The sequence below is a fragment of the Plantimonas leprariae genome, from assembly GCF_008802405.1.
Taxonomy (GTDB): Bacteria; Pseudomonadota; Alphaproteobacteria; order Rhizobiales; family Rhizobiaceae; genus Plantimonas; species Plantimonas leprariae.
In genome coordinates this window covers 93,009-107,358 of the sequence record NZ_VZDO01000003.1, presented here as the reverse complement: position 1 = coordinate 107,358, position 14,350 = coordinate 93,009, and the positions used below count along the sequence as shown (strand labels likewise).

Here is a 14,350-nt window from a genome sequence, read left to right as displayed (position 1 = left end):
TCAACGGCGCGCGGCCATGCTTTCGCCGCGAATCCGGGGGCGGCTCCTTCAGTTCGGAACGAGTCCGAACGCGCTCGCGAGCGGCATCGCGGCAAGCGCGAGCTGCAGGACGAGCGCTGCCGCATTGAAGACGGTGCCGCCCTTGTCGGACAGGATCGAGACAAGCCGCCCGAAGGCCGCCAGCGCCCAGGCGCCCCCGAGCATGATCTGCACCACCGGCTGGTCGAAGAGCAGCACCGTCATCAGGCCGGTACCGATATAGAAGCCGCCGATGGTGGAGCGCCCCTCCGCCACCGCCTCGGGGCGCACCGGCAGCGCCTGCAGCTTCAGGATGCGCAGGAGCAGCTTCGGCGCGAACAGGCCGACGAGGCCGACCAGCAGCGTCACCGCCCCGGCGACGAACGGCAGCCAGTCGGCATTGGTCTCGGGCAGGGCGAATTCCATCGGCGGCAGGTTCCGGCTGGCTAGGGGCAGCGGTCCCTACAGCGAAGCGTCCTCACGGTAAATCCGTGTTCTCCCCTCCCGGCATCGATCCCGGATCGCGGGCCGCATGGCGGATGCCGACGATGACGACTTCAGTCTCGCCGATCCGGTAGAACAGGATGTACGGGTAAGGCTGGAGGCCGAGGCGTCGAACCGGCTGAATATCGGTCGCTTGTCCGAGATACGGATGGTCCCGCAAGGAGTCCGCGATCTTTTCGAGTCGATCGCGCACCTTGCCGGCACCTCGCGGCGACCGGCTCCCGATGCCGGTCAGGATCTCATCGATCTCGGCGAGAGCAGGCGGAGTGAAACGAAGTCTCAACCGCTATGCTTCGCCCAGATCGCTTCCACTTCCTCGTCGGACGCGAACTCGCCGCGCTCCGCCTGAGCGATCGAAGCTGCAAGCGATGCCTTTTCCGCCGGCGTCAGCACGTAGACGTCCTCGTCCGTCGCGGCCATTTCGAGGAGGACCTGCGCGATCTCCTCCTGCCGCTCGGGAGGCAGGGCGCGGACCTGTTCGATGGCGATTTCCAGAAGCGCGTTCATGGCCGCGAATATGCGCGCCTGCCGCTTGCTAGGGAAGGCCTCACAAGAAGCTCTGCGGGTCGATGTCGACCTGGACGTGCACCGAGCCGCGCGGGGCCGGGGCCTCGGCCAGGGTCGCGCGCAGGAACGCCTGGATGCGCGCCTGCCGTCCGCCCATCACGAGAAGGCGGAAGCGGTGCCGGCCGCGCACCAAGGCGAGCGGCGCTTCGGCAGGCCCCAGCACCTCCACCGCATCGTCCGGCGGCGCGGCGCGGCGCAGCGCCCGCGCATGGTCCTCCGCCTCGCGCCGCGTGTCGGCCGAGACGATCAGCGCGGCGAGGCGGCCGAAGGGCGGCAGCCCCGCCCGCTCGCGCTCCGCCGCTTCCCGCTCGTAGAACCGCTCCGCTGAACCGGACGCGATCGCCTGCATCACCGGATGCTCCGGTTGGAAGGTCTGGATCAGCCCGCGGCTGGCGAGGCCGGAGCGCCCGGCGCGGCCTGTCACCTGATGCAGGAGCTGGAAGGTGCGCTCGGCGGCGCGCGGGTCGCCGTTGGCGAGGCCGAGATCGGCGTCGACCGCGCCGACCAGCGTCATCTTCGGGAAGTGGTGGCCTTTCGCCACCAGTTGCGTGCCGATCACGATGTCGGCCTGCCCGTCCGCCACCGCGTCGAGCTCGCGCCGGAGCCGCTTCGGGCCGCCGACGAGGTCGGACGAGAGGAGGATCGTGCGCGCGTCCGGAAACGTCTCCAGCATCTCCTCGGCGATGCGCTCGACGCCGGGGCCGCAGGCGACCATGTGGTCGAACGTACCGCATTCCGGGCAGCTTTGCGGGCGCGGGCGCGCGAAGCCGCAATGGTGGCACTGGAGCACGCCGCGCAGCCGGTGGTCGACGAGCCAAGTCGAGCAGTCGGCGCACTGGATGCGGTGGCCGCAGGAGCGGCAGAGCGTCAGCGGCGCGTAGCCGCGGCGGTTGAGGAACAGCAGCGCCTGCTCGCCTCTGAGCACGGTGTCGCGGATCGCCGCGATGAGCACCGGCGAAACGAAGCGCCCCTTCTCCGGCGGGTGGTTGCGCATGTCGACGAGTTCGAGGTCCGGCAGTGCCGCCTCGCGGAAGCGGCTGGCGAGCTTCAGGTGCGCGTAGCGGCTGGCTTTGGCGTTCACCCGCGACTCCAACGAAGGCGTCGCGGAGGCGAGCACGGCCGGAAAGCCGCCGATCCGAGCGCGCACCACCCCCATGTCGCGCGCATGGTAGAAGGTGCGGTCCTCCTGCTTGTAGGCGGGGTCGTGCTCCTCGTCGACGACGAGAAGGCCGAGTTCGCGGAACGGCAGGAACAGCGCCGAGCGCGCGCCGGCGACGACCCGCACCCGGCCCTCCGCCACCTGCCGCCAGACGCGCTCGCGCGTCTTCGGGGGCAGGTCCGAATGCCATTGTGCCGGCTCGGTGCCGAAACGCTGCCCGAACCGGTCGATGAAGCTCTGCGTCAGCGCGATCTCCGGCAAGAGGATGAGAACCTGCTTGCCCGCATCCAGCGCCGCCGCCACCGCCTCGAAATAGACCTCGGTCTTGCCTGATCCCGTGACGCCTTCGAGCAGTGTCACCGAGAAGCCGCCCGCCGCGACGGAGGCTTTCAGCGGCTCGGCGGCGGCGACCTGCGCAGCCGAGAGGCGCGCGCGCTCGTGGCCCGTGTCCGGCGCGGCCACCACCGGCGGCGGCGGAATGCGCACGGTGTTGAAGGCTCCGAGCTTCGCGAGGCCGTCCACGACGGACGAAGTGACGCCGGCCGCCTTCGCCAGTCCCGAGCGCGACCAGCTTTCGCTCTTTCCGGCGACGTCCAGCACGCGCTCGCGCGCCGCGGTCAGCTTCGTCGGCCGGGTGCCGGACAGCGCCAGGCCTTCGATCCACGGTTCCGGGTCGAAGGCGGAAGGGGCGCGCAGCGCCATCCGCACCACGAGGCCGGTCGGCGACAGCGTGTAGTCCGCCACCCAGTCGACGAAGCGCCGCATGTCGGCGGAAAGCGGCGGGCAGTCGAAAGCATGGACGATGGGTCTCAGCTTCTTCGGGTCGAGCGTTGCCTCCGGCGGCCCGCCATCCGGCTCGTCCCACACGACCCCGGCCACCTGCCGGGGCCCGAGCGGCACCTGCACGATCGAGCCCGGCTCCACCTGCATCCCCTCCGGCACGACGTAGGAATAGGGCCGCTCGGTCGGCAGCGGCACCAGCACCGGCACGATGCGGGCCGGACCGAACAGGTCGTCGGCGAAGGAGGGCGGTTTCGTCTCGATGTTCACGTCGCGCTCGCCTGGCCTAGTTGCCGAAGTGCCGCTGACACGAACCCCTCATACCAGAACAAAGGGAGAAGGAAATGCCCCTCAAGGTCGCCCTGATCGTCGGCGGAGGCAGCGGCATGGGCGCCGAGGCCGCGCGCAAGCTGCGCGAGGACGGCTTCGAGGTGGGAATCCTGTCCTCGTCCGGCAAGGGCGAAGCGTTGGGGCGCGAACTCGGCGGCTTCGGCGTCACCGGCACGAACCGCTCCGATGCCGACATCTCCAAGCTGATCGACGGGGCGCTGGAGCGCTGGGGTCGGATCGACGCGCTGGTCAACAGCGCCGGCCATGGGCCACGTGGCGCGCTCGCCGGCCTTTCCGACGCCGACTGGCACGAGGGGCTCGACACCTATCTCCTGCCGATGATCCGCGCCGCCCGGCTCGTCCTACCCGCGATGGAGGCGCAGAAGGCCGGTTCCATCGTCAACGTCTCGACCTACGCCGCCTTCGAGCCGGACCCCGCCTTTCCGACCTCCGCCGTGTTCCGCGCCGGGCTCGCCTCCTTCGCCAAGCTCTTCGCCGACAAGCATGCCGAGGCCGGCATCCGCATGAACAACGTCCTGCCGGGCTTCATCGACAGCTTCCCGGCGAACGAGGAACGGGTGCACCAGATCCCGATGCGGCGCTACGGCCGGGTCGCCGAGGTGGCGGAGCTGATCGCCTTCCTCGCCTCCGACAAGTCGTCCTACATCACCGGCCAGAACATCCGCATCGACGGCGGCATCACGCGCTCGGTCTGACGATCAGACCCGCCGTTCCACCATCATCTTCTTCACCTCGGCGATGGCTTTGGCCGGGTTGAGACCCTTCGGGCAGGCCTGCGTGCAGTTCATGATCGTGTGGCAGCGGTAGAGCTTGAACGGATCCTCCAGCGCGTCCAGCCGGTCGCCCGTCGCCTCGTCGCGCGAATCGATCAGCCAGCGATAGGCCTGGAGCAGGATCGCGGGGCCGAGATACTTCTCGCCGTTCCACCAGTAGGAGGGACAGGAGGTCTGGCAGCAGAAGCACAGGATACACTCGTAGAGCCCGTCCAGCTTCTCGCGGTCCTGGCGCGCCTGCCGCCATTCCTTTTCCGGCTCCGGCGTCTCGGTCTTCAGCCAGGGCTCGATGGAGCGGAGCTGTGCGAAGGGCACCGACAGGTCCGGCACGAGATCCTTGATCACCGGCATGTGCGGCAGGGGATAGATCCTGATGGTACCTTTGATCTCGTCCATGCCCTTCGTGCAGGCGAGCGTGTTCGCACCGTCGATGTTCATCGCGCAGGAGCCGCAGATGCCCTCGCGGCACGAGCGGCGCAGCGTCAGCGTCGAGTCGACGTTGTTCTTGATCCAGAGCAGGGCGTCGAGCACCATCGGCCCGCAGTCCTCGGTGTCGACGAAGAACGTGTCGAGCCGCGGGTTCTCGGCATCGTCCGGCGACCAGCGATAGATGCCGAACTCGCGCAGCTTCGCGGCGCCGGCCGGTTTCTCCCAGGTCTTCCCCTTGGTGATGCGGGAATTCTTGGGAAGGGTGAGTTCGACCATCGGGGGCTGGACCGGCTGTCAGTTTGGAACGGTTCTTGACATAGAAGGGTGCAACGCAAAACGAAAGCGTCAAACAAACGCAGCTCATGCCGCGAATCGGTTGAAACTTTCGGTATGTTTCCGCGGCAGGCCCCGCGGAACGGCGAACGGCCGGAAGGACGGACGATGAGCGAGACGATGGAATTCCTGAAACGCGCCATCGACGCCGGGCAGGGCAGCGCGCCGGCCGACCTCGTCCTGAAGAACGGCCGCTTCCTCGACCTCGTCACGGGCGAGTTCGTCGCCTCCGACGTCGCCGTGGTGGGAGACCGCATCGCCGGCACCTTTTCGACCGACTACCGCGGCGCGCGGGAGATCGATGCGAGCGGCAAGGTGATCGTGCCGGGCTTCGTCGACACGCATTTCCACGTCGAGTCCTCGCTGATGCCGCCGCAGGAGTTCGAGCGCTGCGTCCTGCCGCGCGGCGTCACCACCGGCATCTGCGACCCGCACGAGATGGCGAACGTGCTCGGGACCCCCGCCTTCGACTGGTTCCTGGCGAACGCGGAAACCATGGCGATGGACCTCTACGTCCAGCTTTCCTCCTGCGTCCCCGCGACCGACCATTTGGAGACCTCCGGCGCGCGCATCGCCGCCGCCGATCTCACGCCCTTCATGGATCACCCGAAGACCCTCGGCCTCGCCGAGTTCATGAACTTTCCCGGCGTCCTCGGCCACGACGAGGGCGCGCTGGCGAAGCTCGAACTCTTTCGCGGCCGACACATCGACGGCCACGCTCCGCTGCTGCGGGGCAAGGCGCTGAACGGCTACATCGCCGCTGGCATCCGCACCGAGCACGAGGCGACGACGGCGGACGAGGCCATGGAGAAGCTTCGGAAAGGCATGACCGTGCTGATCCGCGAGGGCTCGGTCTCGAAGGATCTTCACGCCCTCAGCTCTGTCCTCACCGAGCGGACCTCGCCCTTCCTCGCCTTCTGCACCGACGACCGCAATCCGCTCGACATCGCGGAGGAGGGGCATTTCGACTTCATCATCCGCACGGCGATCGGACTGGGCGCCCCGCCGCTCGCGGCCTATCGCGCGGCATCCTGGTCGGCGGCGCGCGCCTTCGGGCTGCGGGACCGCGGTCTCGTCGCGCCAGGCATGCGCGCCGACCTCGTCCTCCTCGACGATCTGGACGATTGCCGGGTCGCATCGGTAATCGCGGGCGGACGGATAGTGGACGACGCGCTCTTCGCCGCCAGAATCCCGGTCGAGCCGATCGGGCGCGACAGCGTCAAGGCGCGGCGCGTCTCGGCGGACGACTTCCGCGCACCCGGCTCCGGCCCGTCGACGCCGGTGATCGGCGTCGTGCCGGGCAAGATCATCACGCTCCGCCACGACATGCAGCTTCCCTACGACAATGGCGAGCGGCGGGTCGACCTCTCCCAGGACGCCGTGAAGGTCGCGGTGGTGGAGCGTCATGGCGTGAACGGCAATGTCGGCGTCGGCTTCGTCCACGGCTTCGGGATGCAACGCGGCGCGATCGCCTCCTCGGTCGGGCACGACTCGCACAACATCACCGTGGTGGGCGCCAGCGAGGCCGACATGGCGGTGGCGGTCAACGCGCTCGGCGAGATGGAGGGCGGCTTCGTCGTGGCGGAGGGCGGCCGGGTGCTCGCCTCGATCGCGCTTCCCGTCGCCGGACTGATGAGCCTGCAGCCGTACGAGGCGATCACCGCGACATTGCTCGAACTCAGGTCCGCGGCGAAAAGCCTCGGCGTCGTACTGCCGGAGCCTTTCCTGCAGGTCGCCTTCCTGCCGCTGCCGGTGATCCCGCACCTGAAGATCACCGACCGGGGTCTCGTCGACGTCGACCGCTTCGAACTCGTCGCCGCCTGAATAGAAATTCCCTTTGGACCGTATATGCTTGGCGCGCACGGTGCGCGTCTGGGGGAGTTGCGTCGCATGCGGACGGTCGGGATGGACGAAACGGGCGCAGCGGGTCCGGCCGCGTTCGATCTCGCGGCGCTCGTCGCCGCGCGCGAGAGCGAGCGCTATTCGCTCCACGCCGGCCATCTGAACGAGATGATGGTCAGGATGCTGCAGACGATCGGCTACGACGTCGGCTTCCGCGAGGGGCGGGGGCAGTACCTCTTCGACCGGGACGGCGCGCGCTACCTCGACTGCTTGAGCGGCTGGGGCGTGTTCGGCGTCGGGCGCAACCATCCGACGCTCCGCGCGGCGCTCCGGCAGGTGCTCGATACCGACATGGCGAACCTCGTCCAGATGGACGTCTCGGTGCTGGCCGGCCTTCTCGCCGAGAAGCTCCTCGGCAACGCGCCCTATCTCGACAAGGTGTTCTTCGCCAATTCCGGTGCGGAGGCCGTGGAGGCGGCGGTGAAGTTCGCGCGTTCCGCCACCGGCCGGCCCGGCATCCTCTGCTGCGACCACGCCTTCCACGGCCTCACCTACGGCGCGCTGTCGCTGAACGGCGACGCGATCTTCCGCGACGGCTTCGGGCCGCTGCTGCCGTCCTGCGGAACCGTCCCCTTCGACGACCTCGCCGCGCTGGAACGGGCGCTCGCCCGCCGCGACGTCGCGGCCTTCATCGTCGAGCCGATCCAGGGCAAGGGCGTCCACGTGCCGTCCGACGATTACCTGCGCGAGGCCGCGGCGCTCTGCCGGCGCCACGGCACGCTGTTCGTCGCCGACGAGATCCAGACCGGGCTCGGCCGCACCGGGCGATTCCTCGCCAGCGAGCACTGGGGCGTCGAGCCGGACATGGTGCTCCTTGCGAAAGCCCTGTCCGGCGGGCACGTGCCGGTCGGCGCGGTGCTGGCGCGCAAGGGCATCTTCGAGAAGGTGTTCAACCGCATGGACCGCGCCGTGGTGCACGGCTCGACCTTCGCCAAGAACGACCTCGCCATGGCGGCCGGCCTCGCCACGCTCCACGTGATCGAGGCGGAGAAGCTGGTGGAGAACGCCGCCCGGTTCGGCGAGCGGCTGATCGCAGCCTTCACAGCGATGCGCGACCGGTTCGAGCTGGTCAAGGACGTGCGAGGCCGGGGCTTGATGATCGGCCTGGAGTTCGGCGCGCCCCGTTCGCTGAAGCTCCGCGCCGCGTGGAGCCTCCTGGAAACGGTGAATGCCGGCCTGTTCTGCCAGCTCGTCACCATCCCGCTGTTCAAGGAACACAAGGTCGTGGCGCAGGTCGCGGGCCACCGGAGCCACGTCGTGAAGCTCCTGCCGTCGCTCGTGATCACGGACGCCGACTGCGACTGGATCGAGCGGAGCTTCGAGGCGGTGATCGCCGAAAGCCACCGCGTGCCGGGCGCGGTCTGGGACCTCGGCCGCACCCTCGCCGACCACGCGATGAAGGCGCGCCGCGCGGCGGGGTAGGGCGAAGAATTCTAGCCCTGATCGCGGATGGCGTTCTTGAGCGCTTCGTTGATGCGGGCTTGCCAGCCAGCCCCGCCGGCCTTGAAGTGCTCGACGATCACGCGATCTAGGCGCACGCTCACGCTATCGGCCGGCGACGGGTCGGCCGGCACCCTTCGCGCATCGATCGCGGCGGCAAGTTCCGGATGCATTTCCGCGAAAGGCCGCATCCGCCCCATGTCCTCGCGGGTCAGTTCGCGCACCTCGCCGTCAGCGTCGGTCAGAGGTTTCCTGCTCATATCGGCGAACCTCCCGAGAGTTGGCCTTGCGAAACGAAATGATCCGGATGCCGCCCGATATCGGAGTGTAGCACAGCACGAACAAGCGGTCGCCGATATATCCCGTCGCCACGAAGCGCGACTCGGGATAGTCCTTCCGCTCGTCGCGCAGCGTCATGGCCGAAGCGAAGTCGAACGCTTCCGCCATCGAGAACGGTAGGCCGCGCTCCGCTTCGTTGCGCGTGCTCTTGGCGGGATCGAACTCGATCCTCACCGCATGGAAGATTGCATCGCCGGAAGCAGCGTCAATACACCCGCTTCTTCGGCTTGATGTACTCCATCTGGTTCGACAGCGTGTAGGTGTGCACCGGGCGGTCGTCGAGCGTCACGGTCTTCGCGCTCACGTCGCAAAAACTGAGCGTGTGCTTCATCCAGTTCCCGTCGTCGCGCTCGGGGAAGTCCTCGCGGGCATGCGCGCCGCGCGATTCCTGCCGGGCCAGCGCCGAGTCCATCGTCACCACGGCCTGCGCGATGAGGTTGTCGTATTCCATCGTCTCGATGAGGTCGGAGTTCCAGACCAGCGAGCGGTCCTTCACGCCGACGTCCTCCGAGCCCTGCCAGACCTCGTGGATCTTCCCGTGGCCCTCTTCCAGCACCTCGCCAGTGCGGAACACGGCGCAGTTCGACTGCATGGTGCGCTGCATCCGGTCGCGCAGCACCGCTGTCGGCGTCGAGCCCTTCGCGTAACGGAAGCGGTCGAGGCGTGCTAGCGAGTTCTCGCCGGCGTTCGCGGGCAGCGGCTCGTGCCCTTGTCCGGGCGTCACCGTCTCGGCGCAGCGCAGCGCCGCCGCGCGGCCGAACACCACGAGATCGATCAGCGAGTTGCTTCCGAGCCGGTTCGCGCCGTGGACGGAGACGCAGGCCGCCTCGCCGACCGCCATCAGGCCGGGCACCACGGCGTCCGGGTCGCCGTTCTTCTTGGTAAGCACCTCGCCGTGATAGTTCGTCGGGATGCCGCCCATGTTGTAGTGCACCGTCGGCAGCACCGGGATCGGCTCCCGCGTCACGTCGACCCCCGCGAAGATCCGCGCCGATTCCGAGATGCCCGGCAGCCGCTCGTGCAGGATCTTCGGGTCGAGATGGTCGAGGTGCAGGAAGATGTGGTCCTTGTTCTTGCCGACCCCGCGCCCGTCGCGGATCTCCATCGTCATCGAGCGCGAGACGACGTCGCGGCTGGCGAGGTCCTTGGCGGAGGGCGCGTAGCGCTCCATGAAGCGCTCGCCTTCCGAGTTCGTCAGATAGCCGCCTTCGCCGCGCGCGCCTTCCGTGATCAGGCAGCCCGCGCCGTAGATGCCGGTCGGGTGGAACTGCACGAACTCCATGTCCTGCAAGGGCAGCCCCGCGCGCAGCACCATAGCGTTGCCGTCGCCGGTGCAGGTGTGGGCGGAGGTCGCCGAGAAATAGGCGCGGCCGTAGCCGCCGGTGGCCAGAATCGTCTTCTTCGCCCGGAAGCGGTGGATCGAGCCGTCGTCCATCGAGAGCGCGACGACGCCGCGGCAGGCGCCCTCCTCGTCCATGATCAGGTCGATCGCGAAGAACTCGATGAAGAATTCCGAGGAATAGCGGAGCGACTGGCCGTAGAGCGTGTGGAGGATCGCGTGGCCGGTGCGGTCGGCGGCGGCGCAGGTGCGCTGCGCGGCCGGCCCCTCGCCGAACTCCGTCGTCATGCCGCCGAACGGCCGCTGGTAGATGCGCCCGTCCTCGGTGCGCGAGAACGGCACGCCGAAGTGCTCCAGCTCGTAGACGGCGGCCGGGGCCTCGCGCACCAGATACTCGATCGCGTCCTGGTCGCCGAGCCAGTCCGACCCCTTCACGGTGTCGTACATGTGCCAGCGCCAGTCGTCCTTGCCCATGTTGCCGAGCGAGGCGGCGACGCCGCCTTGCGCGGCGACCGTGTGCGAGCGCGTCGGGAAGACCTTGGTGATGCAGGCGGTGCGAAGCCCGGCCTGCGCCGCCCCGAGCGTCGCGCGAAGCCCCGCGCCGCCCGCGCCCACCACCACGACGTCGAATGTGTGGTCGACGAACTCGTAGGCCTTGCCGTTCTGCGCCGGCGCGGTGCGGAGCGGCTGGCCGGTCTCGGTCGCGTTGCTCATGACCTTACGCTCCGAAGCTCAGTTTCAGGATCGCGAAGAGGCTCGCCACGGCGACCACGATCGCGAAGAAGTTCGAGAGGATCTGCATCGGCAGGCGCGTATGGCCGTGCGCGTAGTCCTCGATGATCGTCTGCATGCCGAGCCGCATGTGCACGGTGGCGGAGACGATCGTCAGCGCCATCACGATGCCGACGAGCGGGTTGTGGAAGGCGGCGCGGACCGTGGCGTAGTCCTTGTCGTGCAGATGGACGAGGAGGATCACGAACGAGGTCAGGAGCACGACGTTCGCGATGCCCGTCAGCCGCTGCTGCCAGAAGTGGTCGGTGCCGGTGCCCGTCGCGCCGGTGCCGCGGGCGCGCGAGAGATCGGTGCGCATCTTGGCCATGACGATGGTTCCGTTTCAGAGCGCTGCGACGACGATCCAGAGGATCAGCGTGAGGAGGATCGAGCCGGCGAGGTTGGCGAGCGCGAGCTTGGTGGAGGTCTCCTTCTGGAGCCCGTGGCCGGTGTCCCAGACGAAGTGCCGGATGCCGCCGAGCATGTGGTGGATCAGCGCCCACGAATAGCCGAACAGCACGAGCCGCCCGAGGATGGAGCCGAAGAACCACGCCGCCCAGCCGAAGGCGGCCGGGCCGCTCGCCGCCGCGACCAGCCACCAGACGACGAGCACCGTGCCGAAGTAGAGCGCCGCGCCGGTGATGCGATGCAGGATCGACATCGCCATGGTCGGTTGGAACCGGTAGACGGTCAGGTGCGGGGACAGCGGGCGCACGACCTTGGTGGGTGCGGCATCGGACATCGGCGACTCCTTCGGGTCCGCCGCGAAGATCGTGCCGCGGCGGTTTCCCGATCCGAGGTTAAGAGGTCATCGGCGGCGCGAATGCAAGAGCCTGGAATCGGTCAAAGGAGCGCGCCCCGCCCCAAAATCGATTAGCACGTCGCGCCGGCCGCGTTCAGCGCTCGATGAAGCGGATGACGTAGCTCGACCAGTCGGCCGGAACCGCGATCCGGTCGTAGAACTGCCGGTTCGCGGCCGAGCCGCGCGGCGCGTGCAGCACCAGCTTCGACCATCCCCGCGTGTCGGCCTCCTCGGCGAGAAGGTCGACCATCGCCCGCGCGATGCCCTTCCGCCGATGCGTGTGGTGGACGTAGATGTGCTCGGCAAGGCCCGAGCGCATGCCGGTCCAGGGATCGGGCAGGTCGTAGAACATCAGGAAGCCGACCAGCGCGCCGTCGAGCCGCGCGCCCAGCACCTCGGCCGTGCGGTCCTGCAGCAGCTGCTCGGCATAGACCTTGTCCGGCGCGCCCGGCGCGCCGCGGAACATCGCCTGGTTGTAGTTCGCGATCAGCGGCGCGAACTCGCGGGCGTCCTTCAGCCGGAGAAGCCTGATCTCGATGTCGGGATGCGGCAGCGGTTCCATGGCCCATCCCTTCCCCCGGAATCGAACAACAATCAAGCGGCCGACAGGCCCGGCCGGACGCGCGGAAACCGATCGTCAACCACGATCCGATTTCCAGTCTTCGGCAGGGAACCCGGCACTTCCAAAAACCTGAGGTTGCATGCACCATAAAATGCAATCAAAGATGGTTCGGGGTCACTCATGCAATTTTGCCCATTGCCTCGATGCGCGGCGCTTCGTCTCGCCGCCCGCCTCGCGCGCTGCCGTGCCGGCGGCGGCGCCGTCGAGTTCGCCATGTTGGCTCCCGTGCTCCTGGTGCTCCTGTTCGGCATCCTGCAGGGCGGCCTCCTCCTCGGCATCGCCCATTCGGTCGAGCAGCTCTCGGCGGATGCCGGCCGCTACGCGGCGACGGGGCTCGACGCCGACGAGCGGCAAATGCTGGCCGCGCGCTGGCTGGCGCGCCAGGCTCCGACCTATCCGCTGATCCGCCCCGGCCTGATCGCCGCCCGGACGACGGAGGCCGATGGCGCGCTCACCGTCACCGTCGATTACGACGCCTCCTACCTGCCGCGGATTCCGATCCTCGACGCCGTCTTCCGGCTGCCGACCGCGATCGAGCGCTCCGCGACGCTGATGGTGCCATGACCGCGGCGCTCCGCCGTTTCACGGTGGCGAGGAACGGTTCCGCCCTCGTCGGCTTCGCGCTGGCGCTGCCGGTTCTTCTTGGCGCCGCGGCCTTCGGCGTCGACACCGGCGTGCTGTTCCTCGAACGGCGCGCCCTGCAGAAGGCGGTGGACGCCGCCGCGCTCGCCGCCGTCCTGCAGCCCTCAGGCGAGGCGCCGGGCGTCGTGCGGCGCGTCATGGCGGCGAACGGCGCGGCGGACGCGGCGTTCGAATTGCGCTTCGGCCGCTGGGAGGGCGATCGCGGCCGCGACCCCGACGCCCGCTTCGGCCATGCCGGCGAGGTGAACGCCGTCTCGCTGGAGGCCTCGCGCCGGGTGCCGACGCTGTTCGCCCGCATCTTCGGCCAGCTGGAGAAGCCGATCGGGGCGCGGGCGCGGGCCGTCGCGCTGCCGGCCGTGTCCTTCGCGCTCGGCAGCCGGCTCGCCTCCGTCGATCCGCCGCTGGCGGACGCGGTGCTGGAGCCGCTCGTCGGCTCCGGCCTCGGCCTCACAGTCATGGACTATCGCGACCTCGCGCGCTCGACGGTTCGCACGGACGGGTTCCTGCGCATGCTCGCCGGCGCGACGGGCCTGCCGTCGTCGTCAAGGGCCCGCGAAGTCCTGGCGCGCCCGGTGTCGTTGTCGGTCATGCTCTCGGTCGCGGCGGGAGAGCTCGCTCGCGACGGCGATCGGGCCGGTGCGGCGACGATGCGCAAGGCGAGCCGCCACGTGGCGGACGGCGCGGCCACCGTCGTGCCGGCCGACCTTCTCGGCCTCGACCCGGACTTCGCCGACCTGCGGCTGGACTATCCGAACCGCGCGCTCGCGGCGCGCCTGTCCGTCCTGTCGCTCCTGTCGGCGGCGCTCACTGAGCGGGGCATCGGCAACGCCGCGACGGCACGCTTCGGTCTGCCCGGTATAGCGGAAGCCAAAGCACTCCTTCTTCTCGGCGAAGCGGAGTCCGGCGCCCGTGCGCTCTCCCTCGGCGGCGCCGCTGCCTCGGCCGAGACCGCGCAACTGAAGGCGCGGCTGCTGCTCACCGCCGGCGCGGGCGTGGCGGGCGCGACGCTGGACGTGCCGGTGGAACTCGTCGCGGCGGGCGCGCGTGCCGAAGTCGTGGCCGCGACCTGCTCGGCCGACCCGGCGAAGCGGGAGGTGAAGCTCGCCGTGCAGCCGGGCGTCGTCCGTCTGTCGCTCGGGAATTCATCTCCGACCTTGGGAGAGCTCTCGATCACCGGCAAGCCTCTGCCGGCGAGGCTCGTCGACGCGCCGCTCGTCACGGTCGAAGGCTCGGCGACGGCGACGCTGCGCCAGACCGCGCCGACCGTCGTCAGCTTCCGCGGCGCCGAGATCGGCAGCGGCGCGACGAAGACCGTCCGGACGCGGACGCTCGCCTCCAGCCTCGTCGCCGGATTGTTCGACGATGCGGATCTGCACGTGAGGGCCGGGGCGCTCGGCCTCGCCTTCCCGCTCGCCGCCGCGCCGGTGCGCGCCGCGCTGGCGACCCTCGCCGAGCCGACCGACGAGGTGCTGGACGCGCTCCTCGCCGTCGCCGGCATCGGGCTTGGCGAAGCGGACGTCCGCGTCGACGATCTCGTCTGCTCGAACGCCCGCATCGTCGGCTGACGGCGATAAGCCGC

The 14,350-nt window shown here is 69.3% G+C and carries 16 protein-coding genes; 5 read left to right on the top strand and 11 right to left on the bottom strand.

Going from position 1 to position 14,350, the window contains the following annotated elements:
- Positions 1 to 48: 48 nt before the first annotated feature.
- The 4 genes from F6X38_RS05150 to F6X38_RS05135 are packed head-to-tail and all read right to left on the bottom strand — an operon-like array spanning position 49 to position 3,298.
- Positions 49 to 444: an AGROH133_08824 family phage infection protein gene (locus tag F6X38_RS05150; protein ID WP_150968479.1), complete on the bottom strand. Its 396-nt coding sequence runs from the start codon at positions 442 to 444 to the stop codon at positions 49 to 51.
- Between the two features lie 52 nt (positions 445 to 496).
- Positions 497 to 805 (bottom strand): type II toxin-antitoxin system RelE/ParE family toxin, encoded by a 309-nt coding sequence (locus tag F6X38_RS05145; protein WP_150968477.1) that lies wholly within the window; start codon positions 803 to 805, stop codon positions 497 to 499.
- On the bottom strand, positions 802 to 1,029 hold the full coding sequence (locus tag F6X38_RS05140) for a hypothetical protein (RefSeq protein WP_150968476.1): 228 nt from the start codon (positions 1,027 to 1,029) through the stop codon (positions 802 to 804). The genes F6X38_RS05145 and F6X38_RS05140 overlap by 4 nt, the downstream gene beginning before the upstream one ends.
- A gap of 40 nt (positions 1,030 to 1,069) precedes the next feature.
- Complete coding sequence (locus F6X38_RS05135; RefSeq protein ID WP_150968475.1) at positions 1,070 to 3,298, bottom strand: primosomal protein N'; 2,229 nt, start codon at positions 3,296 to 3,298, stop codon at positions 1,070 to 1,072.
- 74 nt (positions 3,299 to 3,372) lie between these two features.
- On the opposite strand from F6X38_RS05135, the gene F6X38_RS05130 reads away from it, so the two are divergent.
- Positions 3,373 to 4,074: an SDR family oxidoreductase gene (locus tag F6X38_RS05130; RefSeq protein WP_150968474.1), complete on the top strand. Its 702-nt coding sequence runs from the start codon at positions 3,373 to 3,375 to the stop codon at positions 4,072 to 4,074.
- Positions 4,075 to 4,077: 3 nt separating this feature from the next.
- On the opposite strand, the gene F6X38_RS05125 is transcribed toward F6X38_RS05130, so the two are convergent.
- Positions 4,078 to 4,857, bottom strand: a complete 780-nt coding sequence (locus F6X38_RS05125) for a succinate dehydrogenase iron-sulfur subunit (RefSeq protein WP_150968473.1) — start codon at positions 4,855 to 4,857, stop codon at positions 4,078 to 4,080.
- Positions 4,858 to 5,022: 165 nt separating this feature from the next.
- Between F6X38_RS05125 and ade the strand changes: the two genes are divergently transcribed.
- Entirely contained in the window at positions 5,023 to 6,738 is a 1,716-nt protein-coding gene (gene ade / locus F6X38_RS05120) for an adenine deaminase (protein ID WP_150968472.1), read from the top strand.
- A 66-nt stretch (positions 6,739 to 6,804) separates the two neighbouring features.
- On the top strand, positions 6,805 to 8,238 hold the full coding sequence (locus tag F6X38_RS05115; protein WP_246191208.1) for an aspartate aminotransferase family protein: 1,434 nt from the start codon (positions 6,805 to 6,807) through the stop codon (positions 8,236 to 8,238).
- Between the two features lie 11 nt (positions 8,239 to 8,249).
- Here the strand turns inward: F6X38_RS05115 and F6X38_RS05110 are convergent, their stop codons facing one another.
- The 6 genes from F6X38_RS05110 to F6X38_RS05085 form a co-directional block, all read right to left on the bottom strand.
- Positions 8,250 to 8,480, bottom strand: a complete 231-nt coding sequence (locus F6X38_RS05110; RefSeq protein ID WP_202617934.1) for a BrnA antitoxin family protein — start codon at positions 8,478 to 8,480, stop codon at positions 8,250 to 8,252.
- A gap of 7 nt (positions 8,481 to 8,487) precedes the next feature.
- On the bottom strand, positions 8,488 to 8,769 hold the full coding sequence (locus F6X38_RS05105) for a BrnT family toxin (protein ID WP_150968470.1): 282 nt from the start codon (positions 8,767 to 8,769) through the stop codon (positions 8,488 to 8,490).
- Positions 8,770 to 8,800: 31 nt separating this feature from the next.
- Complete coding sequence (sdhA, locus tag F6X38_RS05100) at positions 8,801 to 10,648, bottom strand: succinate dehydrogenase flavoprotein subunit (RefSeq protein WP_150968469.1); 1,848 nt, start codon at positions 10,646 to 10,648, stop codon at positions 8,801 to 8,803.
- A gap of 4 nt (positions 10,649 to 10,652) precedes the next feature.
- Complete coding sequence (gene sdhD, locus F6X38_RS05095) at positions 10,653 to 11,033, bottom strand: succinate dehydrogenase, hydrophobic membrane anchor protein (protein ID WP_150968468.1); 381 nt, start codon at positions 11,031 to 11,033, stop codon at positions 10,653 to 10,655.
- Positions 11,034 to 11,048: 15 nt separating this feature from the next.
- On the bottom strand, positions 11,049 to 11,447 hold the full coding sequence (gene sdhC / locus F6X38_RS05090) for a succinate dehydrogenase, cytochrome b556 subunit (RefSeq protein ID WP_150968467.1): 399 nt from the start codon (positions 11,445 to 11,447) through the stop codon (positions 11,049 to 11,051).
- Positions 11,448 to 11,601: 154 nt separating this feature from the next.
- A complete protein-coding gene (locus F6X38_RS05085) occupies positions 11,602 to 12,069 on the bottom strand; it encodes a GNAT family N-acetyltransferase (RefSeq protein ID WP_150968466.1) in 468 nt (155 codons plus the stop codon).
- Positions 12,070 to 12,249: 180 nt separating this feature from the next.
- Here F6X38_RS05085 and F6X38_RS05080 point away from each other — a divergent pair, with 180 nt between their 5' ends.
- Positions 12,250 to 12,693, top strand: coding sequence for a TadE/TadG family type IV pilus assembly protein (locus tag F6X38_RS05080; protein WP_150968465.1), 444 nt, complete (start codon positions 12,250 to 12,252; stop codon positions 12,691 to 12,693).
- Positions 12,690 to 14,336 (top strand): pilus assembly protein TadG-related protein, encoded by a 1,647-nt coding sequence (locus F6X38_RS05075; protein WP_150968464.1) that lies wholly within the window; start codon positions 12,690 to 12,692, stop codon positions 14,334 to 14,336. Before F6X38_RS05080 ends, F6X38_RS05075 begins: the two co-directional genes overlap by 4 nt.
- Positions 14,337 to 14,350: the final 14 nt, after the last annotated feature.

Excerpts from the sequence above, each read along its gene's own strand:
- F6X38_RS05150 (WP_150968479.1), bottom strand. The coding sequence starts at position 444 with ATGGAATTCGCCCTGCCCGAGACCAATGCCGACTGGCTGCCGTTCGTC.
- F6X38_RS05140 (WP_150968476.1), bottom strand. The coding sequence starts at position 1,029 with ATGAACGCGCTTCTGGAAATCGCCATCGAACAGGTCCGCGCCCTGCCT.
- F6X38_RS05130 (WP_150968474.1), top strand. The coding sequence starts at position 3,373 with ATGCCCCTCAAGGTCGCCCTGATCGTCGGCGGAGGCAGCGGCATGGGC.
- F6X38_RS05125 (WP_150968473.1), bottom strand. The coding sequence starts at position 4,857 with ATGGTCGAACTCACCCTTCCCAAGAATTCCCGCATCACCAAGGGGAAG.
- ade (WP_150968472.1), top strand. The coding sequence starts at position 5,023 with ATGAGCGAGACGATGGAATTCCTGAAACGCGCCATCGACGCCGGGCAG.
- F6X38_RS05115 (WP_246191208.1), top strand. The coding sequence starts at position 6,805 with ATGCGGACGGTCGGGATGGACGAAACGGGCGCAGCGGGTCCGGCCGCG.
- sdhA (WP_150968469.1), bottom strand. The coding sequence starts at position 10,648 with ATGAGCAACGCGACCGAGACCGGCCAGCCGCTCCGCACCGCGCCGGCG.
- sdhD (WP_150968468.1), bottom strand. The coding sequence starts at position 11,033 with ATGGCCAAGATGCGCACCGATCTCTCGCGCGCCCGCGGCACCGGCGCG.
- sdhC (WP_150968467.1), bottom strand. The coding sequence starts at position 11,447 with ATGTCCGATGCCGCACCCACCAAGGTCGTGCGCCCGCTGTCCCCGCAC.
- F6X38_RS05085 (WP_150968466.1), bottom strand. The coding sequence starts at position 12,069 with ATGGAACCGCTGCCGCATCCCGACATCGAGATCAGGCTTCTCCGGCTG.
- F6X38_RS05080 (WP_150968465.1), top strand. The coding sequence starts at position 12,250 with ATGCAATTTTGCCCATTGCCTCGATGCGCGGCGCTTCGTCTCGCCGCC.
- F6X38_RS05075 (WP_150968464.1), top strand. The coding sequence starts at position 12,690 with ATGACCGCGGCGCTCCGCCGTTTCACGGTGGCGAGGAACGGTTCCGCC.